This window comes from Franzmannia pantelleriensis (assembly GCF_900102875.1).
Lineage (GTDB): Bacteria > Pseudomonadota > Gammaproteobacteria > Pseudomonadales > Halomonadaceae > Franzmannia > Franzmannia pantelleriensis.
The window spans coordinates 88,782-104,831 of record NZ_FNGH01000012.1 but is presented as its reverse complement, the minus strand read 5'-3'; the positions used below and the strand labels follow the sequence as shown (position 1 = coordinate 104,831).

General features: G+C 65.8%; 14 protein-coding genes. 5 read left to right on the top strand and 9 right to left on the bottom strand.

The genetic code is table 11. From position 1 onward, the window contains the following. Positions 1–117 precede the first annotated feature (117 nt). The 5 genes from BLT16_RS15475 to BLT16_RS15455 form a co-directional block, all read right to left on the bottom strand. On the bottom strand, positions 118–1,428 hold the full coding sequence (locus tag BLT16_RS15475) for a short-chain fatty acid transporter (RefSeq protein ID WP_089659418.1): 1,311 nt from the start codon (positions 1,426–1,428) through the stop codon (positions 118–120). Between the two features lie 63 nt (positions 1,429–1,491). Beyond that, positions 1,492–2,829 (bottom strand): MATE family efflux transporter, encoded by a 1,338-nt coding sequence (locus tag BLT16_RS15470; protein ID WP_089659417.1) that lies wholly within the window; start codon positions 2,827–2,829, stop codon positions 1,492–1,494. Between the two features lie 37 nt (positions 2,830–2,866). Beyond that, complete coding sequence (locus BLT16_RS15465; RefSeq protein ID WP_089659416.1) at positions 2,867–3,115, bottom strand: YfhL family 4Fe-4S dicluster ferredoxin; 249 nt, start codon at positions 3,113–3,115, stop codon at positions 2,867–2,869. A gap of 44 nt (positions 3,116–3,159) precedes the next feature. Then, on the bottom strand, positions 3,160–3,639 hold the full coding sequence (gene coaD / locus BLT16_RS15460; RefSeq protein WP_089659415.1) for a pantetheine-phosphate adenylyltransferase: 480 nt from the start codon (positions 3,637–3,639) through the stop codon (positions 3,160–3,162). A 38-nt stretch (positions 3,640–3,677) separates the two neighbouring features. After that, positions 3,678–5,558, bottom strand: a complete 1,881-nt coding sequence (locus BLT16_RS15455; RefSeq protein WP_089659414.1) for a beta-ketoacyl synthase — start codon at positions 5,556–5,558, stop codon at positions 3,678–3,680. Between the two features lie 302 nt (positions 5,559–5,860). On the opposite strand from BLT16_RS15455, the gene trmB reads away from it, so the two are divergent. The 5 genes from trmB to glnE all read left to right on the top strand — a co-directional run bounded on the left by trmB (position 5,861) and on the right by glnE (position 11,966). Further along, the gene (gene trmB / locus BLT16_RS15450) at positions 5,861–6,571 is read left to right on the top strand and encodes a tRNA (guanine(46)-N(7))-methyltransferase TrmB (protein ID WP_089659476.1); all 711 of its coding nucleotides are present in this window, start codon (positions 5,861–5,863) and stop codon (positions 6,569–6,571) included. Positions 6,572–6,600: 29 nt separating this feature from the next. Next, positions 6,601–6,930 carry a DMT family transporter gene (locus BLT16_RS15445; protein ID WP_089659413.1) on the top strand — a complete coding sequence of 110 codons (330 nt, stop codon included), beginning with the start codon at positions 6,601–6,603 and terminating at the stop codon, positions 6,928–6,930. Positions 6,931–6,946: 16 nt separating this feature from the next. Next, positions 6,947–8,422 carry a D-alanyl-D-alanine carboxypeptidase/D-alanyl-D-alanine endopeptidase gene (gene dacB / locus BLT16_RS15440; RefSeq protein WP_089659412.1) on the top strand — a complete coding sequence of 492 codons (1,476 nt, stop codon included), beginning with the start codon at positions 6,947–6,949 and terminating at the stop codon, positions 8,420–8,422. Positions 8,423–8,506: 84 nt separating this feature from the next. Further along, complete coding sequence (locus BLT16_RS15435) at positions 8,507–8,878, top strand: diacylglycerol kinase (protein ID WP_089659411.1); 372 nt, start codon at positions 8,507–8,509, stop codon at positions 8,876–8,878. Positions 8,879–8,972: 94 nt separating this feature from the next. Then, the gene (glnE, locus tag BLT16_RS15430; protein WP_089659410.1) at positions 8,973–11,966 is read left to right on the top strand and encodes a bifunctional [glutamate--ammonia ligase]-adenylyl-L-tyrosine phosphorylase/[glutamate--ammonia-ligase] adenylyltransferase; all 2,994 of its coding nucleotides are present in this window, start codon (positions 8,973–8,975) and stop codon (positions 11,964–11,966) included. On the opposite strand, the gene BLT16_RS15425 is transcribed toward glnE, so the two are convergent. The 4 genes from BLT16_RS15425 to BLT16_RS15410 form a co-directional block, all read right to left on the bottom strand. After that, complete coding sequence (locus BLT16_RS15425; RefSeq protein WP_089659409.1) at positions 11,963–12,631, bottom strand: HAD family hydrolase; 669 nt, start codon at positions 12,629–12,631, stop codon at positions 11,963–11,965. The genes glnE and BLT16_RS15425 overlap by 4 nt on opposite strands. Before the next feature lie 96 nt (positions 12,632–12,727). Then, entirely contained in the window at positions 12,728–14,230 is a 1,503-nt protein-coding gene (locus BLT16_RS15420) for a tripartite tricarboxylate transporter permease (protein ID WP_089659408.1), read from the bottom strand. A gap of 35 nt (positions 14,231–14,265) precedes the next feature. Then, positions 14,266–14,739 carry a tripartite tricarboxylate transporter TctB family protein gene (locus BLT16_RS15415; RefSeq protein WP_089659407.1) on the bottom strand — a complete coding sequence of 158 codons (474 nt, stop codon included), beginning with the start codon at positions 14,737–14,739 and terminating at the stop codon, positions 14,266–14,268. 63 nt (positions 14,740–14,802) lie between these two features. Continuing rightward, entirely contained in the window at positions 14,803–15,810 is a 1,008-nt protein-coding gene (locus tag BLT16_RS15410; protein ID WP_089659406.1) for a tripartite tricarboxylate transporter substrate binding protein, read from the bottom strand. Positions 15,811–16,050 lie beyond the last annotated feature (240 nt).

Sequence of the window (16,050 nt, the reverse complement as noted above, 5' to 3'; positions counted from 1 at the left end):
GTTGGATGCTTTGGCATTAACCCATCACCTCGCGCTGAGTGAGGTGATGGGAGTGCCTAAGAAACATGAGACGTTTCAAGGCGCTGCTTAGTAAGCGCAAATATGCGCGCGACAGTATTAGAACCAGGTAAGCCCCACCGAGATGATCGCCCCGGTGACGAACAGCTGGATCAGGCAGAAGCCCATGATGTCCTTGGCCTTGAGGCCGGCGATGGCCAGCACCGGCAGCGCCCAGAACGGCTGCAGCAGGTTGGTCCAGGCATCGCCCCAGGCCACCGCCATGGCGATACGTGAGACATCGGCGCCCAGCGCCTCGGCGGCAGGCAGCATTACCGGCGCCTGGACCGCCCACTGGCCACCGCCGGAGGGCACGAACAGGTTGACGATGCCGGCGCTGATGAACGACCAGAACGGCAGCGAGGTCTCGGTGGCGAACGACACCAGCCCCTCAGACATGCTCTGGGCCAGGCCCGATTCGACCATGATCGCCATGATCCCGGCGTAGAAGGGGAACTGGATGACGATGCCGGCGCCGCCCTTGATCGCCTCGTGCAGGCAGTCGAGCAGGCGCCGCGGTGTGCGGTGCAGAACGATGGCCAGGAACAGAAACAGGAAGTTGACGATATTCAGGTTGAGGCTACCGCCACGCAGCAGGAAGTGGTCGGCGAGGAAGATCAGCCCGGGGATACCCACCAGCCAGGCCAGTGCCTGGCTGTTCTCGAGGCGCTCGGCGGGTCGCGTGATGCGGCTGCGTGCCGGTGGCGTATCGTCGAGCTGGGCGGCGTCGACGTAGACGCTGTCCTTGTCGTCGGGCAGCATCATGCGGTTGACCAGCGGCACGGCCACGAACAGGCACGCCACGATCGCCAGGTTGAAGAGCGAGAAGATGGTACTGCCGGTGCCGACTACGCCGATCTGCTCGACGCTGAAGTGCCCGTCGGTGGCGATGGTCAGAGGGATCGAGCCGGCCAGGCCGCCATGCCAGACGACGAAGCCCGAGTAGGCGCTGGCGATCAGCAACCGGTAGTCGACGCGAATCTGGCGTGCCAGCTCCTTGGCGAACAGTGCCCCGACAACCAGCCCGAAGCCCCAGTTGATCCAGCTGGCGGCCAGCGACACCACGGTGACTAGCAGGATCGCACCGCCGGCATTCTTGGCCTTGCCGGCCAGCCGCTCGAGCAGCCGCTTGACCGGCGGCGAGCTGGCCAGCATAAAGCCGGTGACCAGCACCAGCAGCATCTGCATCGAGAATTCCAGCAACCCCCAGAAGCCGTCGCCCCAGAAGCGCATCACCGCCAGCGGCGTCTGGCGCTCCACGGCGACCGCGGCGGTGGCGGCGATCAGGGTCAGTAGCAGCACGAAGATGTAGGGGTCGGGAAGGTAGCGCTCCACTAGCCTGACGGCAGGGCGTGACAGGAACTTGAGCATGGCAGGTTCGCTTTTATTGGTTTAGGTGGATCCAAATTAGCGTATTCAGCCTGACTTGACCGCTCAGGCCGGGTCAACGCTGGGTCTCCAACGCTGACGACGGTAGTGCAGGTAGTAGCCGCCAAGCATCGCCGAGCGCACCAGGGTGAAGGCGGTGAAAGCCAGCCACAGGCCGTGGTTGCCGAGCCCCTGGGTCAGCCACCAGAGCGGCAGGTAGGCGGCCAGGGCAATGAAGATGCTGTTGCGCATTTCACGCGTTGCGGTAGCGCCGATGAACACGCCGTCGAGCAGATAGCTCCACACCGCCAGCAGCGGCATGAAGATCATCCACGGCAGGTATTGGGCCGCCGTGGCACGTACCTCGGGGAGGTCGGTGAGCAGCGCGATCAGTGCTTGCCCGCCTAACAGGAACGCCAGTGACGCAGTACCGGCGGCGATCAGCGAGAAGCGTGCCGCGGCGCGCACTGCCGCGCCGAACTCGTCCCAGCGGCGGCGCCCCACCGAGCGGCCGACCAGCGCCTCGGCGGCGTGGGCGAAGCCGTCCAGAGCGTAGGAGGTGAGCATGATGAACTGTAGCAGCACGGCGTTGGCGGCGAGCACGGTATCGCCTTGACTGGCACCCTGGGCGGTAAAGAAGGCCATCGCGAACAGCAGCCCCAGGGTGCGCACGAACAGGTGGCTATTGACCTGGAACAGCTCGGCGTAGGCGGAGAGCACCAGCAGCCGCTGGCGCAGGAAACGCCCATCCAGCAGGCGCAGCTGGCGCAGCACTAGCCAGCCGCCGAAGGCCAGCGCAGTGTAGTCGGCGATCACCGTGGCCCAGGCCACGCCGTCGCTGGTCATGCCCAGGCCGACCACGAACAGCAGGTCGAGCACGATATTGACACTGTTGGTCAACACCAGGATAGCCAGCGTTACCCGGGCATTCTGCTGGCCCAGGAACCAGCCTAGGATGGCGTAGTTGGCGAGCACCGCCGGCGCCGAAAGAATGCGGATCTGGGCGTACTCCCGGGCCAGCTCGGTAGCCACCTCGCTGCCGTCGAGCAGCCACAGGCCGAGTTCGATCAGCGGCGTCGACAGCACGATCAGCGCCACGCCGATGCCGCCGGCCATCAGCAGCGATTGGCCCAGCAGGTTGCGCACCTCGCTGTCGTTCTCGCGGCCCACCGCCTGGGAGGTCAGGCCGGTGGTGCCCATGCGCAGGAAGCCGAAGCCCCAGTAGAGAAAGCTGAACAGGGTCGCACCGAGGGTCACCGCGGCCAGGTAGCGCGAGTCGGGAAGGTGGCCGACAACGGCGGTATCCACCAGGCCCAGCAGCGGCACGGTGATATTGGAGAGAATGATCGGCCAGGCCAGCAGCCAGATGCGGCGGTCGGGGCTGGTCGTTGAGGAGGAGCTCATCGGCGTCCTTGCGGCGGAGGGCGAGCTGCCTGACGACTCAGGCGGCGGTAATACGCTGGTACTTCTCCATCAGCTGGTCGCGGCTCTCTTCGCGCTCGGGGTCGAGGGGGATGCAGTCAACCGGACACACCTGCTGGCACTGCGGTTCATCGAAGTGACCGACGCACTCGGTGCACAGGCCGGGATCGATGATGTAGATCTCCTCCCCCTGCGAAATGGCGCCGTTGGGGCATTCGGGTTCGCAGACGTCGCAGTTGATGCACTCGTCGGTGATCATCAGAGCCATGGGGCTACCTCGGAATTGCCTGAGCGTAAATCTTAGTACGTTACTCAGGTATTGTAATGCCTGTCGAGCGCCTCGACGACCATGGGGTGCACATGCTGGGAAATATCGCCGCCAAGGCGGGCGATCTCGCGCACGATGGTCGAGGAGATATAGGAGTTCTCGACTGCCGGAGTCAGGAACACGCTCTCCACGCCGGGCGACTGGGCACGATTCATGTTGGCCAGCTGCAGCTCATACTCGAAGTCCGAGACCGCGCGCAGGCCGCGCAGGATGATCCGCGCCCCCTGCTGCTCGAGCAGCTCGGTAAGCAGGCAGGCGAAGCCAGTGACCTCGACGTTGGGCAGCGGCTTGACCACTTCGCGGGCCAGCGCCACTCGGGTGTGGAGGTCCAGGGTGGGGCGCTTGCCTGGGCTTGCCGCCACCGCGATCACCACCTTGTCGAACATCTTGGCGGCACGCTCGATAAGATCATAGTGGCCGTTGGTGATGGGGTCGAAGGTGCCGGGGTAGACCACGATATTCATGCCAGCGCTGCTTCCCTAAACGAGTGAATGGATGGCGCTCAGTCGTCGAGCGAGCCGTAGGGGTTGTCGACGTCCAGCGACACCGGCTGCGCATAGCCGGGGATCTCGATCTGCGCCGCGCTGATGGTCAGCTCCGGCCCCTCCAGCACGCCCTCACCGAAACGGTACAGCGCCCGGAAATGACCGCGATCAGCGAGCCGCTCGTAGGTGGCGCTGATCGCCAGGGTGGCTTCGCGGCGGGTGCGCCATGCATCCACGGCACTGGCGCCGTGGCGCTTGATCAGCAGCCGCTCGGTGGCGGCCGGCGACAGCACCAGGCCGGTGGCGTTGTTGCCGCCGAAGCCCTTGGCATTGACGAAGCAGGCGTCGGCCTCGAAGGCCTGGGGTTCACGCGAGAAACGCAGCCGTTCGGCATGAACGTCGTCGGCCACCGCATCCAGGGTGGGGATGCCCGGCAGCCAGCCGTAGGCAAAGCTGCCCAGCGCGCTGGCCAGTTGGTCACCGGCCGCGCTGCCCTGCGAGTGGCCGACGAAGGCCTTGACCGCCACCACTGGCCAGTCCTCGATGCCATTGGCTGCGGCGATGCGGTCGAACACGTGGGACTCGGTGACCCGGTTCTTGGGCGTGCTGGTGCCGTGGGCGTGCAGGAAGCTGCGCTCACGCACCGCCTGCTTGCCCAGCATGGCGTTGGCCAGTGCCACCGCCTTGCCCAGGGTCACATAGTTGCCGATGCCCGGCGCCGAGATCGAACGCTTCCAGCCGTCGGCGTTGACGAACACGCCGGGTACCGCGCCGAGGATCTGGGCGCCGGTCTCCAGCGCCAGGGCGTCATCCATCAACAGTACGAACTGGCTAGCCTCGGCGATAGTGAAACCGCAGTTGCGGGCAAATGGCCGGCAGGCGCGCTGATAGTCGGCGTCGGTGAGCAGCGCCAGAGCATCCAGTGCCTTGAGGCTGTCGTCGTCAGCCAGCGCGCCCATGGTGCGAAAGCCCTCGATGATCTCGGCGGTGATCGGGGCGTCGGCGGTGCCCACCATCACCACTCGGCGACGGCCGTTGGCAATGTCATCGACGCCCAGGCGCAGATTGTAGAGAAAGCTCGCACAGGCCCCCTGCACCGCGCCGGTGGCGCCGACGCTGCCCAGCACGTAGGCGTTGAGAAAGTCGGCCGGCATCTGGCCATAGCCCAGCGGCATCTGCTTGGAGGTGGCGCGATTGCCAGATACGTAGCTCTTGAGCAGCCCGCCCCAGCCCTGATCGTCGAGCTGGCCGATGGAGTTGCCGGCGTACACCGCGATGTCGTCGGGGTCGAGGCGGTCATGCAGTGACTGCCAGTCGAGGCCGCTCTGGCCGAGGCAGTCGGAGGCGCCAAAGATGCTCATCGATAGCCCGCGCGGGTGATGCACGCTGCGGTAGAAGCGACTCGGCTCGAAGCCGCTGGGCAGCTGACCGGCGGCACGTACCTGGGCCGAACGCCGCTCGGGCAGCATCACGTCGAGGGTGCCGGCGGGGACGCTGACCTCGAGCTGATGACGATCGAGCTCGCGTACCTGCCAGGTGTCGGGCAGGGCGTCAGGCAGTTGGCGGCGGCGCACGCGAAAGGTCAGCGGTGCATCAATGGCCAGTTGCGCCTGGCGGTTGGCCGGAATGCCATCCTCGTTGAAGCACGGATCCTCGATGCGCCGAATCAGGGTGTGATCCAGCACCTGTTGGCGGTAGCGGTCCACCAGCGCCGCGGCGTCCAGCGGCTCGCCGCTGGCGTCCTGCCAGGTATCGTCCTCGCTCGGCTGCGCCAGGCGCATCATCGCGGCCAGGCCGAGCAGCGTCTGTTCCTGGTCGTCCTTGTGCAGGGCAGCAAGCACCGTGCGACGATAGGCCTGATGACCCGAGGTTCTGCCGGCGGCGTTGACCCCGCCCATGCCGACAATCACCGGTAACTGTGACAAGCCGCGTTCCTCGTTGTGCTGTGGGTGTCTACGAGTCGTTTTTTATCGAATGGCGCGATGATAGCACCGGGGTCGGCGTGGCGTCATGCCGCCGCCATGAGCGGGCGCCAGCGCGATGTTAAAACAAATGTTTGAAAATGGTGCGCTGCGGCGCTAAGATGGGATGGCTGTTTGAGTCATACGAGTTGGTAGTTGGCGTGTCCTCCGGGATGCGCCGTTTTTTTGCGCGGCGGGCTGCTACCATGGCCGCTGATTCCGCCACCCCTGCTGCCGTCATGTCCCATCCGTTACAGTCCCGTCGCATTCTGTCCCGCCAGACCGGCCCTCATGATGACCTGTCGCGCCGCGTGCAGCGTGCCCTGGATCACCCCTGGCGCAAGCCGATCGCCGAGCATACCCGCATTGCCTTCGAGGCCGCTAAGGCCTGGTTGGACGATCAGGGTAGGCCACTGGTGCTGGATGCCGGCTGTGGGGTGGGGCTCTCGACCCGGCATCTCGCCGTACAACACCCTGGCCATGCGGTGTTGGGTATCGACCGCAGCGCCGATCGCCTATCGCGGGACCACGGCCCGCTGCCGGAGAATGCCTACCTGGTACGTGCCGATCTGGTCGACTTCTGGCGGCTGGCGCTGGCCGCCGGCTGGCAGCCCGCGTACCACTACCTGCTGTATCCCAACCCCTACCCCAAGTCGGTGCATCTCAAGCTGCGCTGGCAGGGCCACCCGGTGCTGCCGCATCTGCTGGCGCTGGGAGGACAGTTGGAACTGCGCTCCAACTGGGCGATCTATGTCGAGGAGTTCGGCCTGGCGCTGCGTCAGGTCACCGGCGTGGCGGCATCGATCGAGGCTTTCGATCCCGGACACGCCTACCTCACTCCGTTCGAGCGCAAGTACCACGCCAGTGGCCAGACGCTATGGCGTCTGCAGGCGTCGCTTGCCTGGCGGCCTGACCTGGTACCGCGGGACACGCCGGGCGTCGAGCGCTAGACTAGCGGGTTCATTTGCAGGAGCAGGCCATGACCTATCTGTATCTGGCGCTGGCGATCATCGCCGAAGTGATTGCTACCAGCGCCCTCAAGGCGTCCAACGAATTTACCCGGCTCTGGCCCAGTGTGCTGGTGGTGGTCGGTTATGCTACGGCGTTCTACATGCTGACGCTGGTACTGCGTACCCTGCCGGTGGGCGTTGCCTATGCCTTTTGGGCCGGGCTCGGCATCGTATTGGTCACGCTGATCGGGATCATGCTGTATGGCGAAGTGCCCGACCTGCCGGCACTGCTGGGGCTGGCCATGATCATCGGCGGAGTGGTAGTGATCCAGGTGTTTTCCAAGGTTTCGGCCCACTGAATGTCAGGAGTCGCGCATGCTGCGTCGCGTTATTGCCCCGCTGGTTATTGCCCCATTGGCGGGGCTGTTGCTGTTACTGCTGGCGCTGCCGGGATTGGCCGCGGGCTTTGCCAATCTCGAACGCATGACCGATCAGGGGTTCTTGATCAGCGCCGAGGCGCGGCTGCTGGATGGCGGCGGTGAACTGTTGGGCGCGATCGAGCCGCAGCGCCAGCTATCGCCTGCCTCGGTGTCGAAGATCTACCTGGCGGCGGCGGCGCTGGAGCGCTGGGGGCCGCAGCACCGTTTTACCAGCGAGCTCAAGAGCAGCGCGGAGATCGATGCCGACGGCGTGCTGCAGGGCGATCTGATCTTCGAGGGCGGCGGTGACCCGGCGCTGGTCTCCGAGGAGCTGTGGAAACTGGTGCAACTGCTGCGTCAGCGCGGGGTTCGCGGCATCAACGGCCAACTGGTGGTTAGCCAGTGGCGCTTCGGCCCGGTCGCATGCGTCACCCGCGACCGCTGCGATACCGTCGAACGTTCGGCCAATACCTACAGCGCGCTGCTCAGCTCGGCGGGGGTCAATTACGGCAGCTGGTGCATGAACGTACATCCCGGCGCCAGCGTCGGTGACGCGGCCAGGGTGGTGAGCTGCGATACCGTCGAGCCGGTGATCGGCATCAACAACCAAGTCACCACCGTGGCCACAGGTAACGCCACAGAGCTCAACGCCGAGCGTGTCACCGATGCCGGCGGCGATACCATGATCCTGCGTGGCCAGATCGCCGCCAACGCCCATCCCCGTGAGGTCTACCGGGCCAGCTCCAACCCGGCGGGCCAGACCGCTCAGACACTGCTGGCGCTGCTTGCCCAGGCCGGCATCGAGGTCGCCGGCGATGCCGCCGGTGTGCCCTATGTCACCTCCACGGTTGAGCCCAACGGTTCCGCTCGCCGGCTGGCGGCGGTAGACGGCAAGCCACTGCAGGAGCTGGTACTACGTACCATGAACTACTCCAACAACTTCATGGCCGATGTGCTCAACCTGGGGCTGGTACCCACGCCGCAGACCTCGCTGGAGGAGGCAGCCCAGGCGCTCGAGGCCTACGCCGCGGCGATTCCCGGTCACGGCCCGGTCACCCTGCACAGCGGTAGCGGCTTGACCACCACCAACCGCACCTCGGCGGCGGGGGTCAATGCGCTGCTCGAGCATGCCTATCATCGGCCGTCGCTGTTTCCGCACTTGCTGGCCAGCATGCAGACGCCGACCAACGGTCCGTCGCGTTTCATTCGCCGCGGGAGCGAGCGTTTCCAGAACAATGTGATGCTCAAGACCGGGACCCTCAACCAGCCCTTCGCGGTACGCTCGGTGGGCGGCTATTTTCGCACCGACAGCGGCCGCTGGGGTGTTTTCACGGCGTTGGTCAATGGCACCTCGAGCACGCCCTGGCTGAACTGGACCCAGGTACTCGAGCCGCTGGCCGAGGATCTCGATGCCATGATCCGTGACCATTGAGCTAATCTGCCGCCGGCGCGCGGCGTTGCTACTATCGTCATTCTCCCGCTGCGGCGGCTCTGATCCAATAGCAAGAGCGATACCATGAAACCTGGTCATACTGGTTGGCGCCACTTGGTGCACTCGACCCGCTATTCACTCAAGGGCCTCAAGGCCGCATTCCGCAACGAGACGGCCTTTCGTCAGGAGGTTGCACTGTGTCTGGTGCTGCTGCCGCTGGCGATCTGGATAGGCCGTACCCCGCTGGAGTGGATCCTGCTGATCGGCAGCTGCCTGCTGGTGCTGATCGTCGAGTTGCTCAACAGCGCCATCGAGAACGTGGTCGACCGTATCGGCACCGAGCACCACGAACTCTCCGGCCGTGCCAAGGACATCAGTTCGGCGGCGGTAATGCTGGCGCTGTTGTTTGCCGGAATCACCTGGCTGCTGCTGATCGGCCAGCGGTTGATGGGGTAAGCCCGCGGATTAGTCTCTAGCGATGTTATTGGGTGACCCCCGCCGCTGGCCTTCGCTATGCTGAGGGCAACTTGCCGCTGACGAAGAGATGCCCATGGCGCTGCCCGACGACTTCCTGCCCCGCGATGACCTGCCCAGGGTGCTGCATGCGCGCCTTGACCAGCTGAGCCAGCGCCTCGACGAGGCCTTGAGCCAGGCCGACAACCTGGCCGAGATGCAGCAGCAGGAGGGGCCCGGGGCCAGCTGGGTGGCGCTGTCCGAGTCGCGCCGCGCCCAGCTGGCACGGGTCCTGTGCATCTCCGACTTCGCCGCCGACACCCTGGCCCGCTACCCCGACTGGCTGATGCAGCTGGACACCGCCGACGAGCTCGACGCGGCGCCCAGCGCCGAGGACCAGGCTGCCTGGCTCGACGAACTGCTCCAGGAGGCCAACGACGAGGCGGCCATGCAGCGGGTGATCCGGCGCTTTCGCCGGGCGCGCATGCTCGGCATCGTGTGGCGCGACCTGACCCGTCCGCCGGGCATCGACATGTGGGCCACCGCGTCTAGCGTCTCGCGGCTCGCCGAGGTGTGCCTCGAGGGCGCACTGGGCTGGCTCGAGGCGCACCATGCCGAGCGCTGGGGGCTGCCGGCCGAACGCGACGGCGAGCCGCAGCGCATGGTGGTGCTGGGCATGGGCAAACTGGGTGCCGGCGAGCTCAACCTGTCGTCGGATATCGACCTGATCTTCGCCTTTCCCGACAAGGGCACCACCCAGGGCGGAAAGCGCGAACTCGACCACCAGGAGTACTTCACCAAGCTCGGCCAGAAGCTGATTGGCGCGCTGGATGCGGTGACCGCCGACGGCTTCGCCTTTCGCGTCGACATGCGGCTGCGCCCGCTGGGCGACGGCGGCCCGCTGGTCGGCAGCTTCAGCTCGTTGGCCAGCTACTACCAGGATCAGGGCCGCGAGTGGGAGCGCTACGCCATGCTCAAGGCGCGCCCCGTGGCCGGCGACCGCCAGGCCGGCGATGAGCTGCTGGCCAGCCTGCGCCCCTTCGTTTATCGCCGCTATCTCGACTTCGGTGCCATCGAGTCGCTGCGCGAAATGAAGGGCATGATCAACCGCCAGGTGCGCCGCAAGGGCATGGACGACAACATCAAGCTCGGCCGCGGCGGCATCCGTGAGGTCGAGTTCGTGGTCCAGGCCTTCCAGCTGATCCGCGGCGGCCGTGACACTGAGCTGCAGGTCACCTCGCTGCGCCAGGCGTTGCACACCCTGCCGGCACTGGATCTGCTGCCCCAGGCGGTGGTCGATGAGCTGGAGCCCGACTACGCCTTTCTGCGCGACCTGGAGCACGCTATCCAGGCACTGGAGGATCGCCAGACCCAGGCGCTGCCGGAGCATGACGAGGAGCGTGAGCGGGTCGCCCTGGCGCTGGACATGGAGGGCTGGCCGGCGCTGATCGCACGTCTCGACGAGGTCCGCGGGCGTATCCGCGGCCACTTCGACGCGGTAATCGCCGACCCCGAAGAGGAAGTGGAAGACGCCGTCGAAGGCGACGACGAACCCGACCTGGACGAATGGCGCGGCCTGTGGCGCGGCGTCATGGATGACGACGACATTCAGGCGCTGCTCGGCGGGGCGGGCTTTGCCGATGCGCCGGCCGCCGCCAGGCGCCTGACGGCACTGCGCGAGTCGCGGGCGGTGAAGAGCATGCAGCGCATCGGCTACGAACGCCTCGACGCGTTGATGCCGATGCTGCTTGCGGCCATGGCCGACAGCGACGCCCCGGATCTGGTGCTCGAGCGGGTGCTGCCGCTGATCGAGGCAGTGCTGCGGCGTACCGCCTACCTGGCACTGCTGCGCGAGAATCCCCAGGCCTTGAGTCACCTGATGCACCTCTGCGCCGCCAGCCCGTGGATCGCCGAGCAGCTGGCGCGCCACCCGATCCTGCTCGACGAGCTGCTGACCCCGGCCACGCTGTATACCCCGGCCGACAAGCAGCACCTGGCCGACGAGCTGCGCCAGGCGCTGGGGCGGATTCCGGAAGACGACGAGGAGGCACAGCTCGAGGCGCTGCGGGTGTTCAAGCACGCTCAGGTACTGCACGTGGCGGCCTCGGATATCGCTGGTGCCCGCGCACTGATGAAGGTCAGCGATTTCCTCACCTATATCGCCGAGGTGGTCCTCGAGCAGGTGCTGGCGATGGCCTGGAAGCACCTGACCCGCAAGCACGGCCGCCCGGCACGGCGCGACGGCGTGCCCGGCGACACCGACTTCATCATCGTCGGCTACGGCAAGCTAGGCGGCATCGAGCTCGGCTACGGCTCGGACCTCGACCTGGTGTTCATCCACGACGCCGCCTCCCAGGGCACCACCGATGGCCCGCGGCCGATCGACAACCCGGTGTTCTTCACCCGCCTCGGCCAGCGCATCATCCACCTGCTCACCGCGGTGACGCCGGCCGGCGCGCTGTATGAGGTCGACATGCGGCTGCGGCCGTCGGGCAACGCCGGGCTGCTGGTCACGCCGCTGGAGGCCTTCGCCGACTACCAGCGCCACCAGGCCTGGACCTGGGAGCACCAGGCGCTGGTGCGCGCCCGGGTGGTGGCCGGCGACGCCCACCTCGCTGAACGCTTCGACGCCGTGCGCAGCGAGATCCTCGGCGCAAGGCGCGACCTCGCCTCGCTGCGCGAAGAGGTGGTCAAGATGCGCTACAAGATGCGCGAGCACCTGGGCAGCAAGGCCAGCGCACGCGAGGCGGGGCGCTTCGACCTCAAGCAGGACGTCGGGGGCATGGTCGATATCGAGTTCCTGTGCCAATACGCGGTGCTGGCGATGAGCGTCGATGCCCCCGAGCTGCTGCGCTGGAGCGACAACATGCGCCTGCTCGAGACCCTCGAAGCCTGCCAGCGGCTGCCTGCCGAAGAGGCCCAGGGGCTGCGAGATGCCTACCTGGCCTACCGCCACGCCACCCACCGCGCCGCGCTGACCAAGGCCGAGCGGGTGGTCGAGGCCGACGAGGTGGCGACACACCGCGAACTGGTGCGTCGGGTCTGGCAGCGCTGGATGGGGGAGACGTCGGACGACGACGCCTCGAGTTAAGGCGACAGCCGCGCCAGAGCCGCCTCCAAACGTCGCAGATTGCGAATGGTAGCCACGTCGTCGGGGAAGGGCGAGGCGCTCGGGTCGGCGCAGACTCCCACGAAACGGGTGCCGTTACCGCGGGCGGTGCGGTAGTCGTTGTAGGAGTCGCCGATCATCACTGTGTGCGCTGCCGGGTGGCGGTAGCGCTCGAGCAGGTTGCGCATGCCGGTGACCTTGTCCGGCGGCGCGCCGATCACTGCTTCGAAGTAGCGCGCCAGGTCGCGCTGCTCGACGATCTCGCGCAGTTCATGGCCGGGTGTTGCCGATAGCAGGTAGAGCGGCAGCCGGCCGTGCCAGCGGCTGAGGAACTCGATCGCCCCGGGGATCGCCGGGGCGACGCGGATGCGCTCTGCGACCACCGCTTTGAAGCGCGCGCAGAGCGCATCGATATCCGCTGCCCGCACGTCGCGGCCGAGGATGTGCGACTCGATATGGCGGAACTTGACCTCCCGCGGCTGGCCACCACGGCGTCCCAGGTAGGCCCTGATCGCCTCCCGCTGGACGTCGGGGTAGTCGTCGTAGAGGGCGGCGAAGGCCTCGCGCTTGAGGCTCGCCGAGTCGAGGATCACCCCGTCGAAGTCGAATACCAGCGCGGCACGCGGATGGTTCAAGAGTGCAACCATGGGTGTGTCATTGTCCTCCTCGACATGGCCTGGCCATTAACGCCAATGCGCGCCCTGAGCCGGGGCGCGCATTGGTAACAGACGGCGCCGTGCCACTCAGCGCCGCGACAGGCGCTCCATCAGAAGCCGTTTGGCCGGTGTGTTGCCCAGTAGCACCAGCGTGATCACGCTTGTCAGCACCAGCGACAGCGGGTTGGCCACCAGCGCCAGCAGGAATTCGCCTAGGTTGTCGCCCACCGACGACATCGCCTGGCGGTAGGTCTCATCGAGCAATGGGCCGAGGATTACTCCGAGGATGATCGGGCCCATCTGGAAGCCGAACACCTTGAGGAAGTAGCCGAGTATGCCAAAGCCGAGCATCCAGTAGACCTCGGTCATATTGCTGTTGATCGAATAGGTACCCACCACGCACAGCACCAGGATCAGCGGGATCAGCACCGCCTTGGGCAGCTCGACGATCTTCGAGAACAGCTTGATGCCGGTGAGGCCGAACACCAGCAGGAAGATATTGGCCAGGGCCAGGTTGCCCACCGTGAACCAGAAGATATGCGGCGTCTCGACCATCAGCATCGGGCCGGGGTTGAGGCCATGGATTACCAGCGCGCCGATGATCACGGCGGTCACCGCATCGCCGGGCATGCCCAGCGTCAGCATCGGCACATAGGCACCGCCCACCGCGGCGTTGTTGGCGGTTTCCGGCGCCACCAGGCCTTCGTAGGCACCTTCGCCGAACGGCCGCGAGGGGTTCTTGACGGTGCGTTTGGCGTGGTCGTAGGCGAACAGCGAGGCGATGTCGCCGCCGGTGCCGGGCAGGGCACCGACGATTACCCCGATCACCGAGGTGCGAAGCGATAGCGGCAGGTACTTGGTGACCATGTTGAAGGAGGGCACGATCTTGTCGACCTTCTGCTTCACCGGGATCGTGTTGAGGTGGTGCAGCTGGTAGAAGGCCTCGGCGACACCGAACAAGCCGATCATCACCACCACGTAGTGGATGCCGCCCAGCAGGTTCATGCTGCCCATGGTGAAGCGGCCCTGAGCGGTCACCGGGTCCATGCCGACCAGGCCGATGACGCCACCCAGGGCCACCGCGAAGATGCCCCGTGCCAGCGACTTGCCAGACAGCGTGCTGACCAGCAGCAGGCCGAGCACGGCGATCAGGAAATAGTCACGGGGCGCGAAGCGCAGTGCCAGGTCAGAGAGCATCGGCGCGGTGGCGGCCAGGATCGCCACCCCCACGAAGCCGCCAATCACCGACATCACGGTGCTCAGGCCGATGGCGCGACCGGCTTCGCCGCGCTGGGCCAGCGGGTAGCCGTCGAACGCCGTGGTCAGCGCCGCCGGCGAGCCGGGGATATTGAGCAGGATGGCGGTACGCGAGCCGCCGTAGACCCCGCCTACGTAGATCCCCACCATCAGTGCCAGGGCGTTGTTGATGTCCCAGGAGAAGGTGAAAGAGATCAGGATCGACACCGCCATGGTCACCGACAGACCGGGAATGGCGCCGACGTAGATGCCGGCCAGGGTGCCGAGAGCGGTGAGGGCCAGCAACTGGGGGTCGAGCCAGGCCATCAGCAGATAGGAGAAGGTATCACTCATGCGATGCCTCTTTGGTCAGGGGGCTGCGCCGCCGCTCAGGGCAGGTAGACGCGGAACACCACGGTGAATAGCACATAGATCACGGCAATCGCGCCCGCCGCAGTCAGTAGCGAACCGATCGCCTTGCCGCGGCGCAGGAAGAGCATCGCCAGCACCAGAAACACGAAGGTGCTGAGGAAGAAACTGGCCGGCTCGATGGCAATCAGATAGGCCACCGCCAGCGCCGAAAATACCAGCACGTTGAGCGGAAAGTGCTGGTGCAGAAAAGCCTTTAGCTCGTCCAGCGCGCCCTGGGTATCGGGTTTCTGCTTGCGGCGGTGACCGGCCAGTATGGTGATCGATGAGGCGATCAGGATCAGCGACAGGCCGATAGGAAAGGCCCCGGCCGAGTTGATCGAGGAGAAGCCGGTGATCTGGTAGGCGTGGTAGAAGACGGCACCGCTGAACAGCAGCAGCAGCCAGTCGAAGACGCGTTCGCCGACCTGCAGCTTGTCGGGCTTATTATCCATGCGAGACTCCGACGGGCCGGCGCAGCCATGCTGCGTCGGCCCGGGTTACGGCGTATTGAGCGGTTACGGGCGCGGGATACCGAGCTCCTCGGGGGAGACTTCGATGGTTTCTGCTTCCGCGTCGTACATTGACCAGGCGGTCACCGACTGCCAGTTGTCGAGATACTCTTGGGCCTCATCGCCGGAGAGGTTGAGCGGCGCGCCGCCGAAGTCGTCGAGGAACTGCTGGAACTCATCCGAGGCCACGGCGTTGTAGTAGGCATCCTCGAGCACTGCCTTGACGTCGTCCGGTGTGTCCTGGTGGACGAATACGCCCCAGAACGGACCCCACGGCAGAAACGCGTCGATGTCCGGCAGTGCCTCGGTGATCGGTGGAACGCCGGGCAGGTCTTCGAGCTCCTGGTCGGACAGCACCGCCAGGCCCTTGAGACGTCCGCCACGGATCTGTTCGGCCACTGCCGACAGGCTCAGCGGCATGAAGTCGATATGCTCGCCGAGCAGCGCGGTGACGCCGGGGCCATCGCCGCCGAAGGTCACGTCGCGGATATCGAGTTCATCTACCGCATTGATCATGGCCAGCACGGTGCTCGGCAGGCCGCCGGCACCGGTGCCGCCCATGCGCAGCTCACCGGGGTTCTCCTTGGCGTACTCGAGCAGCTCGCCGAAGTCCTCGAAGGGGCTGTCGGGATGGGTGGCGATGACCACCAGACCCTGGCCGATGATATTGACGGTGTGCATGTCGTCGTAAGTGAAGTCGGCCAGGCCCATCAGCGGATAGAGCTGCGGGTTCTCGGCGCCGAACAGCAGGTTATAGCCGTCGGGGCGCTGGTTCATGACATGGTTCATGCCGATCACACCGGTGCCGCCGGCGCGGTTGGTGAGCACGATGGTGGTGCCGAGCTCCTCCTCGACGTGGGGCGTGAGGCTACGAATCACGTTGTCGGTGGCGCCGCCGGCGCCCCACTGGATAGTGCCCTGGATATTGCGCGTCGGGTAGTCGGCCAGGGCACTGCCGGCCACGCTCAGAGAGGTGATCGCGATGGCCAGGCTGGAGAGTGTGGGCTTGAGCATGATGTCCTCCGGGTGTGTCTGATTATTTTGCTAGTGCGTTGTTGGGTTGTTCGGTTGTCGAACTTGCGTGCTAATAGCGAACAAACTAGAATCCCTTTCCAGAACTGTCAATGCATGATCATGGCGATACGACCAAGGTCTTATAAGAGTCCTGACTCTCAGGCGACGGCCTTATATCGCCATATCAAGAGTGCCATATAAACAATTGCCGCAGGGGATGAGCCCGCCTTCACCACCCGC